Genomic DNA, 24,426 nt, shown 5'->3' on the forward strand with positions numbered 1-24,426 from the left:
AAAAAAAATACATTTATACAGTTATCTGTTTTAAGATAACTGTATTTCTTTTTTCTCAAACGGAGTCTCAAAAACAGATGATTTATGAGAATATAAACAGGGATTCAAGAGGTCAAAATATTACGGGTAAAATTATCACCATTTCTAATAAAGAAGAATTATTTAATAAAGCGATGATTTTTCCGGTTTATAAGGCAGATCTTGATAAAGAAAAAAAAATAAAATTGCTTAAAAATGAAGATTGCTATTTAGTTTATTACATTGGAAGGATATACGTTTTTACATATAATAATAGTGTAAGACTATTTGAAAATGATCCATTAATTCAGCAGATTGAGAAATCTGTAAAAGAGAAGAAAAAAATATCGATTGTATATTTTACAGATTCATTTTACTCTAATAATTTTGTTCTAAAGACATTGATATCAGATCAAAATTTGAGTTTTATTTTAGATAGGGAACAAAGATACACTGATGTATTGCAGTTCATTAATTTAAGATATGGTTCCTTTGAAAAGTATCAGGAGATATTAGAAATTGAGAAACAGAGAAAAAAAATAACAGGCAAAGATGCTATTAATGTTATAAAACATAATTATGCCAATTATCAGTATAACTGTCCTAAAGACACCAGTCTTGTTATAAAAAAAATGGCTGAATGGGTTAATTTGGCATCAGGAGGAATAACAAAAGAACAGGAAAGCAATTTAATTAGAAGAATTAAAAATAAAATAGATCCTTTAACTTATCTGGAAGGTGTCATGTCCAAAGCAACAGATAACAAGTATCGTATATCTGCAAATGAAAGAATAGAGTATAATGAAGCAGAAAAAAAAGTGATCAAATTTACTGGGGCATATGATTATTTAATTTACGGGGCCAATATAACAAACGAACTGATTGATGTTTTAACAGTGAAGCAATTTGAAAATTACAAGAACTATGTTGATATATATTTTCCTGCTGAAAATCAAGATGCAAAGAATATTTTTAAAACATTTAGAAGTAATTATTCAATAGCGGTTTTAAGGAAAGATGGTTTTCTTAAAACTGATAGTTATGGCGATTATGAAAATTTCGCTAACAAAATTTTATCAGAATGCGGATGTCCTTTTGACAGCACTGTAAAAAGAGAATTGATAATAAGGTAATGAAAGATGATTTATTAAAATCCGTTCTGGATATTAATTTTCCTGAAATTGATGGCGTGCTTTTATTTGGAAGCTATATAAAAAATCCTTCTAAAGCAAATGATGTTGATTTACTTTTGATCAGTGATGGCTTTTTGTATTCTTCAAAAGAATTAATTATCTACAAAGGTAAAAAGTTCAATGTCATAAAATTTGCCTCATCAGAAGTTTCCTCTATTCTTGCAAACATTTTTATGCAGGGAGATTTTTATAAAGTGGTTTTTCAAGAGGGAATTGTTTTGTCGGATAAAAAAAAAGATATACAATTCATTAGACAGTTTATTATAAAAGACTATCCCCATCATATTAAGGACATTCTTGCTGTTAGTTTAAATGAGACCAGTTTTCGATTGGCGGAATACCAGCAGACTCTTGAAAATTACTTATCAGAGATAGAGTTTTTCATGATATCATCAAAAATTATATATCATTTAATAGATTGGTTTCTACTCACAAATGGAATTCATCACGTTAAAGCGGATAATAAATTTAAAGCAACATTTTTTGAGAAAAAATTCCCTGTCGAAAATAAGAAAATACTAAAACTCATCAATTCGCCAAAGAATTATGATCAGAAAAAATTTCTTCAAAGTTATAAGAATATTGCCGATGAGTACTTAATACCCTTTAGAGACCATTATTCAAATGATTTGTCTTTTGATAATTATAATCAGCCTAGTCTGATTTTATACATTGAAAAATTGTTTTCTTTTAGTGATCTCAAAGATATAATTGATAAAATCAAATCAATGGATAATTCTATTGAGTTTTTTATTTATCAGGTAGATGAAGAAAATCAGGAGAAATCCGGCTGTTATATTGTTTATAATAATACTGAAGCAAATATTCAAAAGAAAAGGGAGAAATGGCTCAGTTATTTCAACAAGCAATTTTTAGATTATAATTACATTTTTCCCTTCAACAACATCTATTATTATCCGGAAATTAAATTTTTAGGAAGAATCAATGAAAAAAAAATAAATCAGATTTTAATTGAATGTATCAATTTGATTCATGAAAATGAGCTGCCTAAAGAAAACTATCTGATTTGCTTTTTAGAAAATTACCTGACTCAAACAAATTTAAAGATAAAAGATTTATATGATTTTTATTTAATGAAATTAAACGCTAAAAGGAGGTCGTCAAGTTATTTTGAACAAAAAAAATCTAAAATAGAATCTGACTTTTTAACATCTAATATAAAAAATGAAAAAAAACTTTTAAGACATCTAGCGGAGTTTCCAAAAATCAATTTATATGTGAAGTTTGAGATTGTTACCAATATGCCGAACTGGTTTCATTTTCAGGTTGTAGACCGATTGATAAGTCTTTTGTTGAAAAATGATTCTGAAAAACTATTTTATATACACTGTTTAAAAAAAATCAATGAAAAGATTTCCTAATTATAAACAATTAGATTCGAAAGACTGCGGTATTGCATGTCTGCAGATTATAGCTAAACATTATGGAAAGTTCATTTCATTAAGTGATATAAGAAACCTCTCTTCAGTTTCTAAAGAGGGATTAACATTATATGACTTAGGGCTGACATCGGAAAGATTAGGGTTAAAATTACTGCCGGTAAAAGCTACAATGTTTAATCTGGAAAATCAAATACCATTGCCATGTATAGCTCATTGGGGAAATAGACATTATGTAGTGGTATACAAGATTACCAGTAAGTACTGCTATATATCTGATCCTCTTTTGGGATTGGTTAAATATACAAAGAATGATTTTTTCAGAAAATGGGCAAGACTGCAGATGAAACAGCAGAGAAAGGTGTTTTACTTCTGTTGGAAACAACTGATAAATTTAATGAAATCAAACCTTCTGCAAATCCATCAAGAATTTATGCCTTTAATTATTTTATTAACCACTTAAGGCCTTTTAAAAAGCAGACTGTACAGCTTTTGCTAACAATGTTAATTCTAACTCTTGTCCAGGCCGTTCTTCCATTTATTACACAGTCTATTGTTGACACTGGTATAACATCAAAGGATTACAGTTTTATTGTCTTGCTTCTGGTTGCTAATGTTGTATTAGTAGTCAGCATCAGCTTAGGAAACTGGATCAGGCAGTCCATAAACATACATATTTCTTCTAGAATAAAAATTTCAATTCTTTCCAATTATATCATAAAATTATTAAAACTGCCTTTAAGTTACTTTGAAAATAAACTGGTCGGAGATATCTTTCAGAGAGCTCTTGATTATGATAGAATGGAAAGTTTCATAATGAATTCTGCTTTTAGCATCATTTTGGCATTTTTTAATTTATTAGTTTTCGGTATTATACTCTGTCTTTATGAACCTCTTTTACTTTTGGTTTTTTTAGTGGGGGCGACTATGTATATCTGCTTCACAATGTTTTTCTGGAATATAAGAAAAAAATTAGATTTTGAGTTTTTTACGTTAAAAGCAAAAAGTAACAGTCATTGGATTGAACTCTTAACTCATATTGAAGAAATTAAGAATAACAATTACGAGCAGGGCAAAAGATGGTCTTGGGAAAAAATACAGGTTAAATTATATCATATAAATCTTCGAACATTAAAAGTAAATCAGATTGATGGAGTTGGAGGTAATCTTATAAGTACCCTCTCAGATATTGCACTTACTTTTTTAACTGTCTATTTTGTAATCGAAGGACAGATTAGTCTGGGAATGATGATTGCGGTTCAATATATCCTTGGTCAGCTAAAAGGCCCCCTTTCAGCAATTATTCAATTTATATCTTCATATCAGGCTGCTTATATGAGTTTTGTCAGAATAAATGAATCCAGCAGCACTGTTGATGAACAAATTGAAGAAAATATTTATCACAGGGAATTACCCGAGAATAAATCTTTAATATTAAAAAACGTTTATTTTGGATTCAGCGGTTCTCCAAAACATACATTGTCAAATATAAACATTGCTATAGAACAAGGAAAAATTACTGCAATTGTAGGAGCAAGCGGAAGCGGAAAAAGTACTTTGTTAAAAATTTTAGCCCGATTGTATAAACCTACTACGGGAGAATATTTTGTTGGAAGTACTAATATGGCATCTGTAGATTTAGGAATTTGGAGAGATAAGTTAGGTGTCGTGAATCAAAATTCAGATGTCTTCAAGGAGACTATTAAAGATAATATCATTTTAGGTGGTGAATTTGAGATGGATAAATTTTATGATACTGTTAAAAAAGTAAATTTATTACAAGAAATTGAAAATCTTCCAGCCGGCTTTAATACATTGATGGGAGAAAACGGACGGGGATTAAGCGAGGGGCAAAAGCAGAGAATAATGATTGCCAGAGCGTTTTATAAGAATCCAGAATATCTATTTCTAGATGAAGCCACGAATTCTTTGGATTCGACAAATGAAAGTATTTTGGTAAAAAATTTGGAAGAAATTTTCGTTGAAAAAACCGTGGTAATTGTAGCACATAGATTAGCTACTATTAAAAATGCACATAATATTATAGTTCTCGATAAAGGTACTGTTGTTGAAATGGGAAAAGAGCAGGAGCTGATGATGAGAAAAGGGCATTATTATAGATTAATTCAAAACCAAATGATATTGGAAACTAATGAACAAGGACAATAGATACTCAGAAGAGTTTAGTGATACTGTGAGCCAATTTCCCGAATTTAATACCATTTTATTTTACTCTCTAATCGGGATTATCGGGATTACAATTTTAATACTGTCAATTATTAAATCTCCTGAAATAATCATGGGAGAAGCAAAAATTACTGCTAAAAAACCACCTATTGAAATTATTGCCCATAATTCGGGACGAATTATCCTGAAAGAGTTTATTGCTCATAAGGTTTTAAAAAAAGATGCTTTTTTGGCAGTAATTGAAAATTCTGCTGACGATAAGGATGTAATGGAATTGAAAAAAAAGCTGAAAACATTTAAAAACAGGATTTTTGATTTAAAGCAAGCTGATATCACTTTTGCAGTCGATTACAAATTGGGAGAAATTGAAGATTACTATTTAGAATTGGTGAATTCTCTATATTTATTAGAAAAAGCAAAAATACCTAACGAGTTTGATAAAAAAAAATCAGTTTTAAATCATCAGACAGGCAAATATCTTGAAATGATAGATCAGCGAAAAAGCATAAAGAAAATTAAGCATCAAGATATTTTATTATTAAAGAACAGAGTAGAAGAAGATTCAATCCTATTTGCAAAAGGTTTGATAGTTAAGTCGGAATATGAACAGGATCAGAGAAATTATCTGCGGGAAAAAGAAAACCTGAAAAATTACGAAGCAAGGGATATAGAAAATAGGTTGAATATAAATGATAATTTGCAGAATATAGATTTATTAAGCTTTCAAAGAAAAGTAAACATTTCAGATTTGCAAATAAAGGCTTTATCGTCCTACCAGCAGTTAATTCAGTCAATAAATTTTTGGGAATCAAAGTATGTGCTTAAAGTGCCTGTAGATGGAAAAGTAGATATGATGCAGTTTCTGACCTCTTATCAGACTATTAAAATGGGAGAGCCGGTTTTTAGTATTCTGCCGGGGGATTTGTTCCACGATTTTGGAAAAAAATTTAGAACAGTAAAATTTACAACTATTTTAGGTTTCCATCTGCGATTCTAACCTAAAACCGGCAGAAGTTGGATTTACAAATTTCAAAATGGTACATATGTTAAGCAAGTAAAAAAATAAATAAAATAAATAAAATAAATAAAACAAATAAGAATGAATATAATAAACCGTGCAATATTATCAATTGCTTTAGTATTGTTAATCTTCAGTTGTAACGACAAGTCCAATTTGTATGTATCAGATAAAGAAAATGTTTCGAAAAAGTCAAACTATTTTAAAGAAGATAGAGTACTTGATGACAAATACAAAATTAAATATGAAGGAAGTGACATTGCATTTGGTGAATTAGAACTTCATTATTCATCAAGTAAATTTAGAAGTGAAGAAATTATACCATTTTGCCTTATAATGGTGGAGAAATATAAAAAGTATAAGTACTGTAGTACTTTGTTTAATTATTTTATAGAATTTTATACTGGAAAAGAGTTTCAGTATAACGGCACTGAAATTAGCTTAATAATGTATTTAAATAACTTTGAAAAATTGAATCAAAATCAGAGAAAATATTTATTGTACTTTATCGATTTAGGGGCTAGAAACAATGATTTTGGGAGTATAAATTATTTAAGATTATTAAATAAAGAGGGTATAGGAATTGTAAAAAATGGAAGAAAAGCTGATAGCTTAAATGTAGTTTTAGGAAAGATGCCTCGTTCTGTAAAAGCATCTTTGTAATTAATATCATATTAGTTTTCACATTGTATTGATCGTAAAATTAAGAGTATTTTAATCGTAGTTAATGAAATTAAGATTCGAAAGTACTTGAATATTAATAAGAACAATTTTTAAGATGAGAATTATTGGTCCTATCTTCTGTTCTAAGATTGCCTTAAACAAGCTGAATACTAGGGTGTTCCATAAGTATATAGTTTCTTTCAAACTGTATTAGTTAGTTAGTTAGTTAGTTAGTTAGTTAGTTAGTTAGTTAGTTAGTTAGTTAGTTAGTTAGTTAGTTGTTGACAGCTTTTATTAAGATAGTTTTTTTTTATTGATTTTGGCCGGTGAGAGCGATGATGGTAGGGGAGTGTAATTTATTTAAGGAAATTACTATAATAAGATTTGTAAAGTGTGGTTCGAGTCCTGTTCCCGCTACAACGATAAAAAGCTTCAGAGAAATCTGAAGCTTTTTTTTTGGTTTTTACCTTTTTTCTGATTCTCTTTACGGGCACAGATTACAAATCTGCGCTATCTTTGTCTATATATCGGAGCGATCGTGGGTTTTTAACAATTTCAGGATATATTTCATACATCTTTAACTTTGCCAACATTCTTGTCAGTATATTCAAATCTGTTATAAACCATTATATAATTTGCAAGAATTTCAAAATAAATGACATTAGAAAAAAATACTCTCTATATTCGTTTTAATAAAACACAATAATGGAAAATATAACCGAAAAATTTATTTATGCTAAATCTAAATTTTTAGAATCGAATGCTTCTGAAGACAGTGTAGAAAAGCTATATGATCTAATTTATTTTTTAAAGGGATTGAAGGATATAACTTTTGAAGAAAAATACATCCTTATTAAGATCTATATTTTAGTAGGAAGCAGAGCATTATCTTCAAGAATTATCGAAGAAAGTTTAAAAACTAGTGATCCATTTCAAACTATCAAATTAAAAAATTTACAATCAGAAATGAGAAGTGAAGATCCGTGGGAAACTAAAGTTTACAGAGATTTACGTGATTCCAAAATAAAAAAGGATTCAACAAAATTAGTTATTGAAGATCTTATTATCTCTCAAGAGATGTATGGCAACTATAAAATAAAAATTTCTGACAAGATTAAGAACATCGTTATTTTGAATAAAAATGTTCCAAATGAACCTGTTTACGAAGATGATGCTTGTTTCATTTTTTCGGATATAAAACCCGACAATAATTTATTAGAAGTAGTAATTGAATATATTGTATGGCTTGGAGGAGCAAAAGAAGATATGTTATTTTTTTACAATGAAGCAAATTTTCCACACAAACTTGCAAATGTTGGAAAAGATTGGTTTGATGGTCTAAGCATTTCGAACTTTGATATTTGTATTGAAAAAAATTACGATTTTAATATTGAAATTATTTTGCATGACTATTTTCAAAATGATTTTGGTTTTAAACTAAAAATAAAGAATCAAAGTTTCATGCAAATTGAATATGATCCCATTTTATAAAAATAAAGGGGTTCTTTTTATTCTTTAAAAAATTTATCTTAATATTTCGAAATTAGATTTAAGATGCAAGTGCAATAATCGTATAATAATCCTTTATAAATTGGTTAGATAATTGAATGCTTCCCGCTATCGACAATTACTTTCAAAAACTCACTTTAGTAGCCCCAAAAGGACAATTTTCGAACCATTTTAAAGATGATTTGCAAAAGATAACTTATTATTTAATTGAAGGTCGGATAATTTCATTTACCCTAAAATTAATAACTCTCCAACAAAAGGAGCTGTCAGAAATAGTTTGGATCTTATTTATAATCTTGATTGTGCTGACCAAAATGAAGATAAAATTAAGACAGATTTTTGGCATCCATTTTTAAAGTGAAAGGATTTTTTTATAATCCTCCGGAGCTTTCTGTTTGAAAAAATAATGAAATTCAAAGGTGATGTCCTCAATTTCTTCCGCAAACTTAAAGGGAGAAATATGAATCAAATTCACCTTAGCTTTTAGGGTGAAAATAGTGTAAAGTCTAGATCGAAAATTGTATTTAATTTCCATATTTATTAATCTAAAAAAGACAGTCTTAAATTTTTTTGAAAAAGAACTACTCAATACTGAAAGTTAAATTTTATTCTTTTTACGGTTTTCCGTAATCTTTTACTTATTGAAAAGTTTAAATTAGCACAATAATTTAAAAAAAATTAACATGAGCAAAATTACAATGGTTCTCAAGAACTTTATGCTTTTATGCTTTTTGTTACTACTTGCGAATTGTGGTACAAATGAAATTGAAGATAATTCGACTGCTAGTGAAGTGGATGAAGTGAAAAACTGGTACACTGGTCATAAAGGTGAACTTAACTCGGCTATTTTGGAATATATAGATTCTATAAAATGGGAGAATGCATTAATATCGGATGGTATTGATGGTAAAGTAATTGAAGTTCCATTTACTTTACAAAGCCAATTGAAGTCTTCAAATGAAAAAGCCAATTTATTTAACGACCACCATCGTTTGGTTTTTATAAAGGGAGAAGAAAGTTTCCAAACATATTATGTACAGATATTTACCGATGATGCGAGTAAAGATGACTCAGACAAAAGTTACAGCTACTATGGTATGAAAAATAATTTTAATGGAAAGGTTTTTGTTCAAGACTTAAGAAGTAATAAAACTAATGTTATACAATTTAAAAACGGTAATACAATTCAATTATCAAGCACTTCTAAATGGCGTGAGGAAACTTATGACTGCACTTTTTTAGGCTACTGGGGAGAAGGCGGAAGTTTTCATCCAATAAAATTGTTATATTGCGATGGAGGCGGTTTTGATGATGGAGAACCTTATCCTCAGTATGGCGGCGGTGGAGGTGGAACTGGCAGTGGGGGAAACACAAATTTGCCAAAACCAGTAAAAATTACTGATAATCTTACTGGTAAGGCAAAATGTATAAATGATTTACTAAATCAGAATGGAAATTCTTTTATTGAAAAATTATTAAGTAACTTTGAAGGAAACGCGAAATTTAATATTGTAATTGGTTCAGCTGATAAAGTTTTTAATAGTTCTAACGAAGAAATAAATGGAAGTACAACTTATACTGTTGGTAGTAATGATATAAAAATATTAATTAGTACTTCTAAAGTTGAAGGTATAAGTTCTTTAGAATCAGCCAGATTGATTTTACACGAATATATACACGCTGATATGCTGCGAAAATTACTTACAACAGATGTTAATGATATAGAGGCAGCAAATTTTAGAGAAGTTTATTCAAGATATGCAGGTGAGCAATACCATAGTGCTATGGCTAACCAATATATGAGTAGTATGAAATCGGCTCTAAAAGATTTTCACAAAAATGTTTTGCGAGAAGATTTTGATAAATACGTAAATTTTTACGGTGCAGAGCCTAATGATGAACTATATGAAGCAATGGCTTGGAATGGCTTGAAAGAGGTGGACGTGGTAGCTTGGAACAATTTGACTCCTGAAAAAAAAGCATCTATAAATACGATGTTCAATAATGTAGCAAAAAAGCTAACACAAGTTAGTCTTTGTAATAAATAATATAAAAATTAATTCGATTTGAATGATGATATCGAGATTTAGAATCTATGTTTTTATAGTATGTACAGTTATTATAAATTTGTTGTTTTTAAATAATGTACAAGCTCAGGAAAAAGAAAAAAGAGATACGCTGTATTTTAAAATAGATAATTCCTATCTTTTTGAAACAAAAAATATTCCTAAAACCTTTTTTATTAAAGATAGAAATGGACACACCGAATTTTGTTTTCAAGAAGCTGAAATTTTGTTTGATTTAAAACCTATGGAAGTCTTGGATTTGAAATATTTTATCAGAAATTCAAAATTTTTTATAAATGAAGGCAAAATATCTTTAGATATAAAAGGGCTGATGGATTTTATGAAAAATTATAAAATTATTTTAATAAGGGAAAGTGAAGGAAGGACCGATTATATTAAAGTAAATATTTCAATTATGATTTTTGGATAATATAAAGATAAAGTCTAAACCTCAAAATTATTTTTTGAGGTTTTTTTGTGTGTCTTCCTCAATTAAAAAAGGCCTGTTTGCCAATTTAAATACTGAAATATTCAATTGCTGCTAAATTTCAGTTAATTATAGGGGAGGATTACAAGATACTGGCTTGGAAAGAATTTCCAAAAGAAAAATAGCTTCCATTGACGATCTATTTGTCAACAAAATTCTTAAATTGTCTAAAGATTCCCTGCAAATAGCCTTTCTATTAAAAAAAATCAAATATGGTAACCTTCTTTAAAAGTTTAACACGTAAATCAAGTATCTGTATCACATATTTGTTTCTGTTACTGTTTCCAATCAGTTTTCAGGCGCAGGAAAAAACTAAGGATACGCTTTTTTTTAAAATAGATAATTCCTATATTTTTGAGAATAAAAATATTCCTAAGATGTTTTTCATTCAGGACAGCAACACAAGTGAAGAGTTCTGCTTTGCCGAAACTACAGTTTTTAAAAATCTAAGACCAATGAAAGTGCTGGATTTAAAATATTTTATAAGGAACTCAAGATTTTATATCAATGAAGGATCACGCAAACTCGCTAATCAGGAGCTTATGGATTTTCTTAAACACTATAAAATTTTTCTGGTAAGGGAAAATGAAGGAGTAACGGAGTGTATTGCGGTGGATATTACCCTCAGAGCCTACTGATGTCAGCAGAAATAAACATGGAAAACGTATGATGTTTAGGGCATTCCGTCATATGAGGAATTAGGAGGTACTTTATCATGAAAAAAAGAGATAATCTATCAAATGTTTGGTGGTTATTATTGAACTAACATTTAAAGGTTGTAGATAATTTATATTAATATCGCATAAAAATTTAAACAGCCTTCAGGCTGTTTTTATTTTATGATGCCATGAGTCGAAAAAAATGGAGTTAAACTAAGACTCTCGGTTTGTTACAGATGTATTGGTGATAGTCCAAAGATGATAAAATATGGAGAAATAGATTCTGATGGAGTATGGTTCGAACCCCAGCATGGTCACTTAACGGGATTTATGAATCGCGTTATTTTGTGAGGTAAAACCTTATTTTACTCGAAAAAATTCATAAAAAAAGACCTATCTTCTAAAAAGATAGGTCTTTTACCTTGTAGCGGGAAAGGGACTCGAACCATAGGTGATCATTATTACATAAGGCAATATTACTTTCTACATCCGATTTGAACCTAAACTCGGCATGCCTTCCTTTAATTGATGTTTTAATTTTGCACAAATGATTTGCCACGATTTTCACACGAAAGTTAAAACAATCTAACATCGGCAAAATTTGCCATAGTTTTTTGTGGCAGAAAAGGTATGAAGTCCAGATTTTTATAATACAAAAAAGCTAAAGCAATTTATAATTATTTGATAAAAATTGCAGTCCTGCAATTTAGAGAAAACGAAATTAGTAAATTTATTGCCGGTCCTCATCAAATAAATTGAATTTTGAATTTATTGATAAGTTTGTTGCCAAACCACCTTAATTTCTTTCCATTTGTCGTCCGATTCTGGCACAGACAATGTGGAAGATATTATCGTAAATTTGCCCCCTACTAATGCCGTCGATGCGAAATGCCGGCCCTTGAATTGGGATATTCCCCATTTTGGTTACAGGTATCAGGATGCCGACGGGGATGGTTTTGGAAATGGCGGAGCATCTACTGGTTCATGTACTCAACCGGCAGGATTCGTACGTAATGCTGCAGATTACAATGATACGACAAGGAACATAACTAATATTGCCCCTCAATACTTTTATCAAGACCTAGATGGTGATGGCTTTGGTAATCCAAATAGTAGTATCTATTACAGTGTTAAACCGTCTGGTTATGTGAATAATAACGCTGATTATAATGATTCAACAACATACATTACTAATGTAGCTCCGCAGACATTCTATCAAGATGCTGATCGGGATGCTTTCGGAAATCCTTCAGTAAGTCTTTATTACAGTGTAGTGCCTAATGGATATGTTACAAATAATTTGGATTGTAATGATGCAGATGCGAGCTTGAACCCAAACACAAAATGGTATACCGACAATGATTTAGACGGATTAGGGGATCCTTCAAATTACATGCAACAATGTTCGGTACCAAACGGCAACTACGTACGTAATATCTCAGATAATTGCCCTCAGATTGCTGGGAGCAGCACAGATTGTAATGATATTGTATCTCCTTCAGATTACAATTACATCATTACTAAAAAGTATAAACAGCCAACAGAGGCAGTTATATCTTCTCCTTCGTTAGAACAGGCCCAAACTAGTATTACTTACTTTGACGGACTTGGACGACCTATTCAGCAAATTGCAAACAGACAATCATCAACAGGCAAAGATATTGTTACTCACATCGGTTATGATAACATGGGGAGACAAGATATTGAATATCTTCCGTATGTGTTGTCGTCATCCAATATGGCATTCGAGCCAAATGCAAAAGACAATACGAAAGCTTTTTACAATACAGAAAAATACGAGAATACAGCTGTCCCATACTCACAGAAGGAATTAGAGTCTTCACCATTAAACAGAGTACTAAAACAAGCGGCTCCAGGAAATTCTTGGGCTATGGATAATGGCCATGAAATAAAATTAGAATACCAGTCCAATGGTTCAGCTGATGCTGTCAAACTGTATAAAGCAACCGCAAGTTGGGCTGCAGGCTCCGGTTTGTATGATATTTCGTTTTCAGATGCAGGAACTTATGCGGATAATGAATTGTATAAAAACGTTACTTATGATGAAAATACAACAGCCAGTCCCGCAGAAGGTTCAGGATCTACGGTAGAATTTAAAAATAGAGAAGGAAAGGTTATCTTAAAAAGAACATATAATGGAGGAGAAAAACATGATACCTACTATGTTTATGATATTTATGGAAATCTGACCTATGTAATTCCTCCAAAAGCAGAGGGAACAATAGACTATAATGTTTTAAATGGCTTATGTTACCAGTACAAATACGATGATAAAAACCGTCTGGTAGAGAAAAAACTCCCTGGAAAAGATTGGGAATTTATTGTATACGATAAACTGGACAGGCCAGTGGCTACAGGTCCAGCATTGTCACCTTTTAAAGGCGAGAATACTAAAGGATGGATAATTACAAAATACGATGCTTTTGGCAGACCGGTGTATACAGGATGGAGCAATCAGACTTCAAATGCTGCAACCCGAAAATCGTTGCAGGATGCTCAAAATAGTGCTACAGTTTTATTTGAAACCAAACAGATTTCTGGAAATATTGACGGAATCGAAGCCTATTACAGCAATGCAATTGAACCGGTAAGCTTTAAGCTGCTGACGGTTAATTATTATGACAATTATGATTTTCCGAATGCACAGGCAGTTCCATCTACAATTGAGGGACAGGATGTTTTGACGAATACGAAAGGAATGGCAACAGGAATCTGGACAAGAGCAGTAACTATAGCCTCTTCCACAGCAGGTGAAACCAGCACCATATTTTATGATGACAGAGCCAGACCAATAAAAAATTACCTGCAGAATTATTTGGGAGGTTATACCTCTAGCGAGAGTAAAATTGATTTTTCAGGAAAAACGCTTTATACTGTTACCAAGCATAAAAGAACATCAGGACATGCTGAAATTACAGTGCGGGAAGAATTTACCTATTCGCCTCAGGATCGACTGCTTACACACACGCACCAGATCAATGGCGGAATAGTGGAACTGCTGGCAGAAAACACCTATGATGCCTTAGGACAGCTTACAAGCAAAAAAGTTGGGAATAATGCTGGAAACCCGCTTCAGAAAGTAGATTTTCAGTACAACATCAGAGGCTGGCTGAAAGAAATTAATAAAACAGCCAATCTTCAGCAGGATACCGATCCTGTAGATTTATTTGCTTTCAAGATTAATTATGATAATACAGAAACAGAAATAGCAGATGTAAAAAAACTTTACAACGGCAATATTTCAGAAACGTTCTGGAAAACAGCTTCAGACTTAAACGAAAGAGCTTACGGCTATAAATACGATAATCTGAACCGCCTAACCAATGCGATTTACGAAAATAACGGTTTAACTACAAGTGCTTATGATGAGTATCTGTCGTACGACAAAAACGGCAATATTAAAACCCTAAGCCGTAAAGGAGATTACGATTCTCAGGTAGGCAATGTGGATATTGACGATTTGGTGTATACTTATCCGACAAATTCAAACCAATTGTCTCAAGTTGTAGATAATTCTAACAACAGCAGCGGATTTAATGATGCCACTAAAACGGATGATGAATATAGTTATGATAATAATGGAAATCTGATTAGCGATAAAAATAAGAATATCACCGAGATTACCTATAATCATTTAAACCTGCCAAAAAAAATAACATTTGGAACATCGGGAACTATTGAATACTTTTACAATGCGTCTGGGCAAAAAGTACAGAAAGCTGTTACGGAAGGTACAGTTACGACTGTTACCGATTATTTAGACGGTTACCAGTACAAGGATAATGTTTTAGAGTTTTTCCCGACAGCAGAGGGTTATGTTAAAAATACGGCAGGAGCGCTTTCGTATGTTTATCAATATAAAGATCACTTAGGAAACGTTCGTATAAGCTATGCTAAAAATCCGACAACACAGGTTCTTGAAATTATTGAAGAGAATAATTATTACCCTTTCGGATTAAAGCATAAAGGATATAATGATTATTTGGCGGCTGTGAATAAGTATAAGTTCAACGACAAAGAGCTCCAAGACGAGTTAGGACTGAACATCTACTTCTTTAAATTTAGAAGTTACGACCCTGCGTTAGGTAGATTTTGGCAGATAGACCCTTTAGCAGGAACATATGCGCATAACTCGACTTATGCATATGCAGAAAATAATGTCTCAAGTGGAACAGACCTTGAAGGTTTGGAGCTTTCATTTCATCTAAACGGAAATTTAGCCACAGCACAAAATGGTCCAAGAGTTACAGGAGGGGTTAATGGAAATTATACACTCCAAGAGTTAAAAAGCCATATGGCTAAAAAACAAGCTCAGGTAGACAGGGCTATGAATAAACTTATGTCAGGCGACCCAAGAAGTATTCCTACTGGAGATATTCGTCCTGCTAAAGGAGATATAAATGTTGCTAGATTTGATGACCCAGGAATGATGATAGCAGATGGTGCTCGTATCGGTGCTGAAATGATGGCTACGGATATTGCAATTGGAAAGGTCTTTCAAGGGTTTGGGGCATTAAGTAAAGGGAGAAATGTTTGGATGGCAAATGCATTTGAACGAGGAAGAAGAATTGAAACAATGCTAGGAGAAAATTTAGGCTGGAATTTCCCAACTATCGACAAAATAAAAGATGGTGTTGCCACAAGCATAAAAAGTATGGATTTGACCGCTGGAACTTATCAAAAAGGAAATAGTGTATTGAATACTTTAAAAGGGTATATCAATAAGCTAGATGATTTTACAAGTGCAACTTGGGGAGGACAAACTGTAACAGAAGGAGTTACTTATACTTCTAAATCATTAGAATTGGCTGTTCAAACAGGAAAAGGTACAGAATCACAATGGAGTCAGATTGCTGATGCGATAAAATATGCTCAAGACAAAAATATTAATGTAACAATAAGATTTATAAAGTAAAAAAAATGATTAAATCCATAAATATTTACAAGTTTATAAAGGACAATAAAGTAGTTTTACATCCTCTTTTACAGATTAAAGGTTTCATATCGATAGCTTCTGCGCCATTCATTATAGAATATAATTTGTCTAATGCTGAGCTATTAGAGAAAATTTTATATACTTTAGAATTTAGTAAAGAGATTTTAGAAAAACCCGATAATTGGAAAGAATTTCAAAAGGAGTTTTTAAAAGGAATGGGAGTAAAAACAATGAAAGCTCTACATGATGGAGCAATCAATTTAGGAATTTATGTCAAAGATGATACTATTACTTTTTCACCAACCCAAAATAAAGGTTCTAAAGAAGGTTTTGTTGGTTTTAAAGAAGACATAAAGGTAAGCTTGCCATTCGATTCACCCAAAACAGAATTAGAAAAAGCACTGGAACTAGCATTGTCAAGATGTAAATAATAAAAGAAAAGCCACTTCTATTACGGAGTGGCTTTTTACTGTTTATAGAGTTGCTACGGGTTTAGGGAATAGCCGTAAATGTACCTGTTGTGATATTGAATCTTTTTTCTACTATTTTAGTACCGTCACAGTAACCTAATGGAAAACCATTGTCATTGGTTAAGTTACTAATATTGAATTCCCCTTTTAAGGTTTTTCCATCAAAACTAGTGATTTTTATTGTTCCTGATGTTTCGTCTCTATCCCAAAGATTAACTTCTTTATAACAAAGTGAGGAGTCATTTAGAGGTAAAAAGTAAAATGTGTTTTTTGTGTATAAATTATATGTTTTATTTGCAACTAATACATTATCAGTTGTCCTGATTGTTAAACTAAATATTTCTAAAATATCAGAAGTCTTTCCTTTTACTTTTGGGGATGCAGTTATTTCAAACTCATTAGCACTAGTTGTTGTATCATCATTTTTCATCCAATTTACATCAGACATCAAGTAGTTTTGTTCGTACTCGATTTGGTTTAATTTGAAATTTATTGCCGATGACTTTACGGGATTGTTTACATCATCAGTAGACTCATCAGAGTTTGAGCAATTGATAAAAAGAAAGCTGGCTAGTAACAGCAGTAAAAAATTTTTCATAAAAGTTTGTTTAAATTAAGATTAAGAGTTTAAAATGGTTTATCAATATTCCCAACCTCTGTCTAGCTTACCACTATGAAAATCGCCCTCACTAGTATTAATATCCTTAAAAATTAGTACATTTCCCATATCTTCACTATACTCGACCGTATATGTTCCGTAACTGCAATCACCAAGTGTCCTGTATTGTTTGTCATAAGAAGGCTTACTTCCAGCTTCCGATTGAATACTACCAAGTGATAAAGGAACTGGAGTCTGCTCATCCCAATCGCTGGTTATGTTGTCTGATGAACGTCCGTTGGAAATTGAAGCCCTGAACACAAGAGACATTCAGCTCACTAGAGGAATGCTCATTGTCAGAGACGGAAAAGGAAGCAAAAGACGTGAAGTTCCCATGAGTGATATGGTTGCTGGACATGTCAGAAGATACATAGCCGAAGAGCGACAAGAAAAGCTGAACGGAAGTAGCCAGATTGAAGATGCATTTTTCATTCATGACAGCGGTAAGCGAATGAATGGCGAATACCTCAACAATACACTAAAGAAAATCATTGAACAGACCAGCAACTATGAGCTTATCCAGAAAGACATAACGCTCCACTGCCTGAGACACAGCATTGCCAGCCACCTCATGGAAAAGAATGCAGGAATTGATTTTATCCGTGGCTTTTTAGGTCATTCCCAAATCAATACCACCTACATCTACGCCATCAAAAACAAGAAAAGAAAACCAGTTACAACCTTTTAAACCACATAGCCTATGACTAAACCGACAATTGAAAATTTCCTGCTCCAAAGTTACAGCGAGCAGACCGTAGACAGCTATATGTTTGCCATCAACCACTTTTTGAAGATGAACTCCAAAGCTAAACGATACAAGTACAAGAATATCGTTGAGTACATGGAAGAAATCAGTGAGCAACAGCCCAATGCTCAATATCGGGTCGTTATCCTGTCAGCCATCAAGAAATACTATGATTTTCTGGTTATGAGCGGTTACAGAGCAGACCATCCCTGCAAGAAGCTTAATATCAAGGTCAACAGTAATAAGGCGGTTCAGGTTCAGGATTTGTTCAGCTCAGAGGAGCTCCAGCTTCTTTTGAACCGTGAGAACCGATACGAGAATCTGGACACACGCAATAACGTTCTTATCAATTTACTGATATACCAAGGATTGACCAGCGATGAGATTATACGGCTCAATGTCCAGGATATTGATTTGGATGCAGGAACGATTTATATCAAAGCCTCCACCAATTTGAAAAATAGAAAACTGAAATTGTTACCGCAACAAATAATGCTTTTCTTTAAATACATCAACGAAATCAGACCCAAAATGCTCAGAAGCGCAACCGATAAGCTAATCATTACAAAGCTTGGAAAACCCATAACGGTGAACAGCATTCATGCCATGATTGAGCCGTTAAAGCCATTGTTCCCAGACAAGAACCTCAACCCGAAGACCATCCGAATGAGCGTAATCTCCAATTGGCTCAACGAAAAGAAACTGTCTTTGGAAAAGGTTCAGGAGTTGGCGGGTCATAAGTGGCCTGGCACTACAGAGAAGTACTTCAAAGTTGATAACTTGCAACAAAGAGAATTGATTAATAGATTTTTCCCGCTATAATTCTTATCTTTGATAAGTTAATGACAGATAAATTTACACTACTATGGCAGAAGAAGGAAAGAAAACTACAATAAGTAGTAAAATTGTGAAAACGGAAGCCAAACCTGTGTTACGTCCAAATACCACCTCAACATTGAAAACTTTCTGTAGAGCTGAGAAGAAACCAAACAAGAAAAATTAGCATAAAAACCAACATTGAATAAATTGAGTTTTTAAATCTACTGACCATTTTTTCTATTGTTTTTCTATTTTGATTTATAGCTAAATTATAGTTTTCAATTTGAGTCGCTAGATATTCTTTTTCCAATTCTTCGCCTGAAAATGAGTTAAAATACTCATCAATCATAATTTCGGGTAGTGAACCTTTAATCACTATTTTGTTAGGGAAAAGATTTTTACCCAGAATAACTGTGCTTATCGAGCACCCAACTAATAAAATTAAATACAGATAGCTTTTATCAACAATCTGAAAAAATGAATACGATAAAATTGATGAATAAATTGCCACTAAAATAAAAGACTTACTAGTATTTTCTGCAAGTGATTTTAAAATTTCAGTAGCCATTTTATCAGCTTCATTGAAAATAAATTCTAATGTATTTTTAGTATGTTTTGAGATATCGATAGGATTCATTTCATAATATTTAGCCTTACAATATTAGTCAAAAACTCTACAACAACCATTTATAATCTAAAATAATAATCCACCCAAAAACGGGTGGATTTTTTTATAGAACCTCTTTTATGAAATATTAGGTTTTCAATTAGAATACTTATATTTTCGTAAAATAAAGTTCTTTGAATCAAAATATACATGAAGATTGTTTTGCTAAACTAGTATAAGGAAATTTTGTAAATCCTTATAAGTATAAGTACAACGGAAAAGAGCTCCAAGACGAGCTGGGGCTTAACATGTACGACTTTGGTAATCGTAATTATGACCCCGCACTTGGTCGCTGGATGAATATTGACCCGTTAGCAGAACAGATGAGAAGATTTAGTCCGTACAATTATGCTTTTAATAATCCTGTTTATTTTATTGACCCAGATGGAATGGCTCCTGATGACTGGAAAAAAGATGGTAATGGGAATATGGTTTTTGATGCAAACCTTACAAGCGAAAATGCTTATACTCAGTTAAAGGAAGGAGAAACCTATGTTGGGGCAACTGCTACAGAAAAAGTCTCTAATGATGCAGGTACTTATGACCTAAATTATAACTCTGATGGTACTATATCGGCATCAGATAATTATGACGCTTCTAGTGATGGTATTAGAGTATTCGGTGCTGGAGGCGACCCTGTTGCAGGAAGCGGAGATTTAGGAAGTGACAGAGGTTCTGGTTCAATAGATGCAGATACAACTGGTGGTGGAGTTTTAAGTGATTTACTTAATTTAGGAGACGTACTAGGTAATTTATTTAATAGTTTCTTAATGTCCAACCCTACAACAATAGGTTTAGGATTAAAATTACAATATGGAGGTTCCAATAATCAACCAGCTACCGAAAGTACAAGTCCAACTAATCCACAAATGATAGATATGCAGATTCAGAATTATTCTACAACTGACCCGCTAAGAGGAAATGATTCACAAGTCCATGTAGGAAAACCTAGAGATACATCTGTCGTTCCTTCTGACTCGGCAAGAATAAATTCTTTAAATAAACAGAATTATAAGATAAAGAAACAAGAAGCAGAAATGAAGACAATTATTTACAAACAAACTCACTAATAAAATGAATAGATTAACTCCAATCTTAATATTAACAATTAGTTTTTTTATGTTTTCTTGTAAAAATGAAACTAAAAAAGACTTAAGTTCTAAAAAGTATGTACATGCAACATTTAATATTAATTTTCCAGATACTGTTGATATAAATAAATATTATGAAGGAAAGATTTATTATAAAAGTGACCTTGATACTATAACAACAGTTTTGAATGAAATTGTAGGAAAAAAAAGTAGAATGATAGAATATAGTTTTGTGACAACTAAATTAATAGTTCACGATGATGAAAAGTTAAAAAAACTAACAACAGATACAATGTTTACAAAATCTAATAGATTTATTCCATTATTTACAAAATTTGATAAATTAGGAATTAATTATATTGATGGTATAATTAAAGACGAAGTATGGATTGATACGATAGAAATCATAAACAATAGGAAAGAGAAAAGAACTAGAATTATAACAAATGAATTTAGAGCTACTAAAAAAGTTTTTGTTATAAGTAATAGAAATAAAATTTAATTAATGTATCAGATGTGTTGATAAAGAAATATCCCGTTCCTGAAGAGAATCAAAACTATCAAGCCATTCCATAACGGAGTGGCTTTTGCTTTTGTGGCACTTTAAAGGGTACCAAACTGTTAGTATAGAACTCAGATTAGCCTGCTTTTGCTAGGAAACCTTAACAAAACGATAAGTAACTGTTCACGGCCACCGCCCTCCCTGTATCGTCTGTTTTGATACCAAATGCCAAGATTTTAAGATTCAGGTTATCTCCCGTACTATAAAATTGTGTACCTGTTCCAACCGATACCATCCGTGCTTCAAGCGAAAACTTACAGTTTTTCAAATCTCCCAAAACAGTGTCTCATTTTGGAACAGTTATTTACCCAGTAAAAAAATATTTTTGAAAAAAAGTGCCAATAAGCTACACTTTTTCAGATTCGTTTGTATTTATAAACAAGATACTTGACTAACTCCCTTGTATGGAGTTCTTGTATCTAACCAATAACAAGATACTAACAAGCCACCAAAATGAAATATGAAGATTTAAAGAAATTTATAATAAGCACCAAAGCGATAACGAAATGGTTGTGGTGACCGCTTCTGTTAGTGAAAGGCTCTGTTGTAAAGAACAGTCTGAGTTCCGTTGAAGGGTAGAGAAAGAAAAATAACAGCGACAGCATCAGGAAAAACTAGTTCAAAAACGGTAAAAAACATCTACCAGAACGGTTTTCCATGGCAGATTGTAGACGATGCCACCCAGCAGGTTTTATGGCAGACCAATTCCTTAAATGAAAGGGCGCAGCTTACAGGAGGGACATTCGGAAACGGCATTGCCGTTACGAACAGCTATGACCAGTACGGCTATGTGAGGCAGATGAGGCATGATAAGACAAGTCCGTCTGTAGTGGATATAATGACCCTCAATACTGATTTTGAGATTAAGAGGGGCAATCTGAACAGCCGCAACAACAGCCTGTTCGGCAGAAACGAAACATTCAAATACGACGGACTGGACCGTCTGACGGAATACACCAACGGAGCGGGCATCCAAGAAGCGCAGGTTTATGACGATAAGGGAAGAATCACCCAGAACAGCGTGGGGACTTACGAATATGACGGATCCAAAACCTATCAGAACAAAGCCATAGTACCGACCACGGAAGCGCTAAGCTACTATACGGCTAAACCAAATCTGACAATAAGCTACAATGTATTCAAAAGCCCAGTGCAGATTGAAGAGGCTGGAGTGGACAAAATAAGCTTCACCTATAATGACGGAAATGACAGAAGCTCGATGTTTTACGGAAGCCTGACTGATGACAAGCTGCAGAGGACTTACCGCAAGCACTATTCGGCTGACGGCACTATGGAGGTTAAGCACAATACCGTTACTGGAGAAATCGAATTTGTGACTTACATAGGCGGTGATGGCTACAGCGCTCCAGTCGTGCTGAAAAGCAACGGAACTGCTCAGAATTACCTATATTTGCACAGAGACTATCAGGGAACCATTTTCGCCATAAGCGACCAGAACGGAGCTGTTGTAGAGAAGCGCTTATTTGATGCCTGGGGAAGCATTGTAAAAGTTCAGGACGGGGCAGGAAATATTCTTGCAGGATTGACGGTTTTAGACCGAGGCTATACAGGGCACGAGCATCTGCAGAGCGTAGGGATCATCCACATGAACGGGCGTCTGTACGACCCGAAGCTGCACCGATTCCTGCAGCCGGATAATTACGTGCAGGAGCCTTACAATACGCAGAATTACAACAAGTATGCCTACGTTCTGAATAATCCGCTGAAGTATACCGACCCTAGCGGGGAGGTTGCAGAAATTGGCATTGGTGTAGTTATTGGTATTGGAGCTGCCATAGCAGCTCTGACATATACTATTACCGCCTTGGTTGCTGATGTTCCATTCACTGTTGGAGGATTGGTTAAGGCAACATTTATTAGTGCGGCGAGTTCTGCAGTGACTTTTGGAATAGGAAGTGCGGCTGGAAGCCTTTTTACTAATTTTTACTCTCAGGCAGCATTCAGTGCTGCTGCGCATGGAACTTTCCAGGGAGGAATGACGGCAATTTCTGGTGGCAATTTCTGGAGTGGGTTTGCAGCAGGAGCCTTAAGTAGTATTGCTTCCAGCGTTTGGAGTGGAGGCGCGACGACAGAAACAAGTTTCCAGTCAAATGCGAATCTTACTGAGGGGCAATTTGTAACACAGACTTTTTCTCATCAGGGATTAAGCGGTGCAATGGGAGCAAATAATGCGATTGGAATGATTGCCTTCGGAACTGTCTCTGGAGGTGCAGGAGCAGCCATGACGGGAGGCAATTTTTGGCAGGGAGCTGTATCGGGTTTAGTTGTTAGTGGATTAAATCATGCTGCTCATCAAATGTGGGGAGACAGGATCGATCCGCCAAGTAAAAATTCACAAAACAGATCCAAAGCTCAGCAGAATAAAAGTGATTTTAAATCTGGATCGGCGATAATAGGCTACGAAGGAATGGTTTTAAACAAAAGTGAACTTTTAATCCAATATAGTGCTAAGGGTGCTAATGTATCAAATCTGCGACATGCTTCGAAAACTCTTAAATTAACTGCAGGTGCAGGAAAAGCTCTTGGAGTTGCAAGAATGGGATTAACAGTATATGAGGATTTCACAAGCAAGAGCGGACTGACATGGGGAACAGGAGCAAAAGTTGTAATAGGGGGAGCACTGCTATTTGCATCAGCACCAGTCTCTCTAACTTATGCTGCTGCTGATATAGGTGTTGGATTGATAACAGGAACAACTATAACTGATAGTGTTGGTAATTATGTTAACGAAAAGGTGGGAAGATAAACATATAAGAATAATGAGAATAATGAATAAGATATTTGATTACACATACTATCGAATAGCAAAAAAATATTTCAAAAGAGATGGATCACAATCGATCACAGCTCTCCTGACTTTAACTTTAATAATGAGTTTATACATTTTGTTTTTATTTTTTGCTGTTTTGTTTAGTTTTTTTGAGGTTCCTGATAGAGATAATACTCCTGTATGGGAAAAAGCTATTGTTTTAACAATAATGTTTCTAATTTTTCTTTACAATAAAAAAAGATATAATAATATGTATTTTGTTTTTAGAGAAAGATGGATTAATGAATCTAAAACATTGAAAATTAGAAATGGTATTTTGGTGATTTTCTTTATAATTTCACCTTTGATTTTGATTGTAATTTTAGCTGCTTTTTTTAATAAATTAAATTTGTAAAATCGAAATACATCTAATTTTTCACTATAAAATATTAGAATACCCCACAATTTTCACATCGGCATATTGCCA

The 24,426-nt window shown here is 32.9% G+C and carries 21 protein-coding genes; 18 read left to right on the forward strand and 3 right to left on the reverse strand.

Going from position 1 to position 24,426, the window contains the following annotated elements; genetic code table 11:
* Positions 1 to 77: 77 nt before the first annotated feature.
* From ABEB31_RS20745 to ABEB31_RS20800, 12 genes are all read left to right on the forward strand, one after another.
* Positions 78 to 1,151: a hypothetical protein gene (locus ABEB31_RS20745; protein ID WP_347053575.1), complete on the forward strand. Its 1,074-nt coding sequence runs from the start codon at positions 78 to 80 to the stop codon at positions 1,149 to 1,151.
* Positions 1,151 to 2,593, forward strand: a complete 1,443-nt coding sequence (locus ABEB31_RS20750; RefSeq protein ID WP_347053576.1) for a hypothetical protein — start codon at positions 1,151 to 1,153, stop codon at positions 2,591 to 2,593. Before ABEB31_RS20745 ends, ABEB31_RS20750 begins: the two co-directional genes overlap by 1 nt.
* The gene (locus ABEB31_RS20755; protein WP_347053577.1) at positions 2,577 to 3,074 is read left to right on the forward strand and encodes a cysteine peptidase family C39 domain-containing protein; all 498 of its coding nucleotides are present in this window, start codon (positions 2,577 to 2,579) and stop codon (positions 3,072 to 3,074) included. Before ABEB31_RS20750 ends, ABEB31_RS20755 begins: the two co-directional genes overlap by 17 nt.
* A gap of 38 nt (positions 3,075 to 3,112) precedes the next feature.
* Positions 3,113 to 4,780: a peptidase domain-containing ABC transporter gene (locus tag ABEB31_RS20760; RefSeq protein ID WP_347053578.1), complete on the forward strand. Its 1,668-nt coding sequence runs from the start codon at positions 3,113 to 3,115 to the stop codon at positions 4,778 to 4,780.
* Entirely contained in the window at positions 4,764 to 5,795 is a 1,032-nt protein-coding gene (locus ABEB31_RS20765; RefSeq protein ID WP_347053579.1) for a hypothetical protein, read from the forward strand. Before ABEB31_RS20760 ends, ABEB31_RS20765 begins: the two co-directional genes overlap by 17 nt.
* A gap of 102 nt (positions 5,796 to 5,897) precedes the next feature.
* A complete protein-coding gene (locus ABEB31_RS20770; protein WP_347053580.1) occupies positions 5,898 to 6,479 on the forward strand; it encodes a hypothetical protein in 582 nt (193 codons plus the stop codon).
* Between the two features lie 705 nt (positions 6,480 to 7,184).
* Positions 7,185 to 7,970 (forward strand): hypothetical protein, encoded by a 786-nt coding sequence (locus ABEB31_RS20775; RefSeq protein ID WP_347053581.1) that lies wholly within the window; start codon positions 7,185 to 7,187, stop codon positions 7,968 to 7,970.
* Between the two features lie 701 nt (positions 7,971 to 8,671).
* A complete protein-coding gene (locus tag ABEB31_RS20780; protein ID WP_347053582.1) occupies positions 8,672 to 10,036 on the forward strand; it encodes a hypothetical protein in 1,365 nt (454 codons plus the stop codon).
* Between the two features lie 22 nt (positions 10,037 to 10,058).
* The gene (locus ABEB31_RS20785; protein ID WP_347053583.1) at positions 10,059 to 10,484 is read left to right on the forward strand and encodes a hypothetical protein; all 426 of its coding nucleotides are present in this window, start codon (positions 10,059 to 10,061) and stop codon (positions 10,482 to 10,484) included.
* 269 nt (positions 10,485 to 10,753) lie between these two features.
* Positions 10,754 to 11,179, forward strand: coding sequence for a hypothetical protein (locus ABEB31_RS20790; RefSeq protein WP_347053584.1), 426 nt, complete (start codon positions 10,754 to 10,756; stop codon positions 11,177 to 11,179).
* Positions 11,180 to 12,011: 832 nt separating this feature from the next.
* Positions 12,012 to 16,136 (forward strand): DUF6443 domain-containing protein, encoded by a 4,125-nt coding sequence (locus tag ABEB31_RS20795; protein WP_347053585.1) that lies wholly within the window; start codon positions 12,012 to 12,014, stop codon positions 16,134 to 16,136.
* A gap of 5 nt (positions 16,137 to 16,141) precedes the next feature.
* The gene (locus ABEB31_RS20800) at positions 16,142 to 16,588 is read left to right on the forward strand and encodes a contact-dependent growth inhibition system immunity protein (protein ID WP_347053586.1); all 447 of its coding nucleotides are present in this window, start codon (positions 16,142 to 16,144) and stop codon (positions 16,586 to 16,588) included.
* 61 nt (positions 16,589 to 16,649) lie between these two features.
* Here the strand turns inward: ABEB31_RS20800 and ABEB31_RS20805 are convergent, their stop codons facing one another.
* Both ABEB31_RS20805 and ABEB31_RS20810 read right to left on the reverse strand, forming a co-directional pair.
* Positions 16,650 to 17,225 carry a hypothetical protein gene (locus ABEB31_RS20805; protein WP_347053587.1) on the reverse strand — a complete coding sequence of 192 codons (576 nt, stop codon included), beginning with the start codon at positions 17,223 to 17,225 and terminating at the stop codon, positions 16,650 to 16,652.
* Between the two features lie 42 nt (positions 17,226 to 17,267).
* Entirely contained in the window at positions 17,268 to 17,546 is a 279-nt protein-coding gene (locus ABEB31_RS20810) for a hypothetical protein (protein WP_347053588.1), read from the reverse strand.
* Here ABEB31_RS20810 and ABEB31_RS20815 point away from each other — a divergent pair.
* Both ABEB31_RS20815 and ABEB31_RS20820 read left to right on the forward strand, forming a co-directional pair.
* Entirely contained in the window at positions 17,524 to 17,973 is a 450-nt protein-coding gene (locus ABEB31_RS20815; protein ID WP_347053589.1) for a tyrosine-type recombinase/integrase, read from the forward strand. The two genes, ABEB31_RS20810 and ABEB31_RS20815, sit on opposite strands and share 23 nt — an antisense overlap.
* A gap of 12 nt (positions 17,974 to 17,985) precedes the next feature.
* Positions 17,986 to 18,852 carry a tyrosine-type recombinase/integrase gene (locus tag ABEB31_RS20820; protein WP_347053590.1) on the forward strand — a complete coding sequence of 289 codons (867 nt, stop codon included), beginning with the start codon at positions 17,986 to 17,988 and terminating at the stop codon, positions 18,850 to 18,852.
* A gap of 127 nt (positions 18,853 to 18,979) precedes the next feature.
* Here the strand turns inward: ABEB31_RS20820 and ABEB31_RS20825 are convergent, their stop codons facing one another.
* On the reverse strand, positions 18,980 to 19,486 hold the full coding sequence (locus ABEB31_RS20825) for a hypothetical protein (protein WP_347053591.1): 507 nt from the start codon (positions 19,484 to 19,486) through the stop codon (positions 18,980 to 18,982).
* A 278-nt stretch (positions 19,487 to 19,764) separates the two neighbouring features.
* Between ABEB31_RS20825 and ABEB31_RS20830 the strand changes: the two genes are divergently transcribed.
* From ABEB31_RS20830 to ABEB31_RS20845, 4 genes are all read left to right on the forward strand, one after another.
* On the forward strand, positions 19,765 to 20,586 hold the full coding sequence (locus ABEB31_RS20830) for an RHS repeat-associated core domain-containing protein (protein WP_430408239.1): 822 nt from the start codon (positions 19,765 to 19,767) through the stop codon (positions 20,584 to 20,586).
* A gap of 4 nt (positions 20,587 to 20,590) precedes the next feature.
* Positions 20,591 to 21,109: a hypothetical protein gene (locus ABEB31_RS20835; RefSeq protein ID WP_347053592.1), complete on the forward strand. Its 519-nt coding sequence runs from the start codon at positions 20,591 to 20,593 to the stop codon at positions 21,107 to 21,109.
* A gap of 628 nt (positions 21,110 to 21,737) precedes the next feature.
* Positions 21,738 to 23,936, forward strand: coding sequence for an RHS repeat domain-containing protein (locus ABEB31_RS20840; protein WP_347053593.1), 2,199 nt, complete (start codon positions 21,738 to 21,740; stop codon positions 23,934 to 23,936).
* Between the two features lie 22 nt (positions 23,937 to 23,958).
* Complete coding sequence (locus tag ABEB31_RS20845) at positions 23,959 to 24,354, forward strand: hypothetical protein (RefSeq protein ID WP_347053594.1); 396 nt, start codon at positions 23,959 to 23,961, stop codon at positions 24,352 to 24,354.
* Positions 24,355 to 24,426: the final 72 nt, after the last annotated feature.

Source organism: Flavobacterium olei, from assembly GCF_039749035.1.
In the GTDB taxonomy this organism is placed as follows: Bacteria; Bacteroidota; Bacteroidia; order Flavobacteriales; family Flavobacteriaceae; genus Flavobacterium; species Flavobacterium olei.

Excerpts from the sequence above, each read along its gene's own strand:
- ABEB31_RS20745 (WP_347053575.1), top strand. The coding sequence starts at position 78 with ATGATTTATGAGAATATAAACAGGGATTCAAGAGGTCAAAATATTACG.
- ABEB31_RS20750 (WP_347053576.1), top strand. The coding sequence starts at position 1,151 with ATGAAAGATGATTTATTAAAATCCGTTCTGGATATTAATTTTCCTGAA.
- ABEB31_RS20755 (WP_347053577.1), top strand. The coding sequence starts at position 2,577 with ATGAAAAGATTTCCTAATTATAAACAATTAGATTCGAAAGACTGCGGT.
- ABEB31_RS20760 (WP_347053578.1), top strand. The coding sequence starts at position 3,113 with ATGTTAATTCTAACTCTTGTCCAGGCCGTTCTTCCATTTATTACACAG.
- ABEB31_RS20765 (WP_347053579.1), top strand. The coding sequence starts at position 4,764 with ATGAACAAGGACAATAGATACTCAGAAGAGTTTAGTGATACTGTGAGC.
- ABEB31_RS20770 (WP_347053580.1), top strand. The coding sequence starts at position 5,898 with ATGAATATAATAAACCGTGCAATATTATCAATTGCTTTAGTATTGTTA.
- ABEB31_RS20775 (WP_347053581.1), top strand. The coding sequence starts at position 7,185 with ATGGAAAATATAACCGAAAAATTTATTTATGCTAAATCTAAATTTTTA.
- ABEB31_RS20780 (WP_347053582.1), top strand. The coding sequence starts at position 8,672 with ATGAGCAAAATTACAATGGTTCTCAAGAACTTTATGCTTTTATGCTTT.
- ABEB31_RS20785 (WP_347053583.1), top strand. The coding sequence starts at position 10,059 with ATGATGATATCGAGATTTAGAATCTATGTTTTTATAGTATGTACAGTT.
- ABEB31_RS20790 (WP_347053584.1), top strand. The coding sequence starts at position 10,754 with ATGGTAACCTTCTTTAAAAGTTTAACACGTAAATCAAGTATCTGTATC.
- ABEB31_RS20800 (WP_347053586.1), top strand. The coding sequence starts at position 16,142 with ATGATTAAATCCATAAATATTTACAAGTTTATAAAGGACAATAAAGTA.
- ABEB31_RS20805 (WP_347053587.1), bottom strand. The coding sequence starts at position 17,225 with ATGAAAAATTTTTTACTGCTGTTACTAGCCAGCTTTCTTTTTATCAAT.
- ABEB31_RS20820 (WP_347053590.1), top strand. The coding sequence starts at position 17,986 with ATGACTAAACCGACAATTGAAAATTTCCTGCTCCAAAGTTACAGCGAG.
- ABEB31_RS20825 (WP_347053591.1), bottom strand. The coding sequence starts at position 19,486 with ATGAATCCTATCGATATCTCAAAACATACTAAAAATACATTAGAATTT.
- ABEB31_RS20830 (WP_430408239.1), top strand. The coding sequence starts at position 19,765 with ATGTACGACTTTGGTAATCGTAATTATGACCCCGCACTTGGTCGCTGG.
- ABEB31_RS20835 (WP_347053592.1), top strand. The coding sequence starts at position 20,591 with ATGAATAGATTAACTCCAATCTTAATATTAACAATTAGTTTTTTTATG.
- ABEB31_RS20845 (WP_347053594.1), top strand. The coding sequence starts at position 23,959 with ATGAATAAGATATTTGATTACACATACTATCGAATAGCAAAAAAATAT.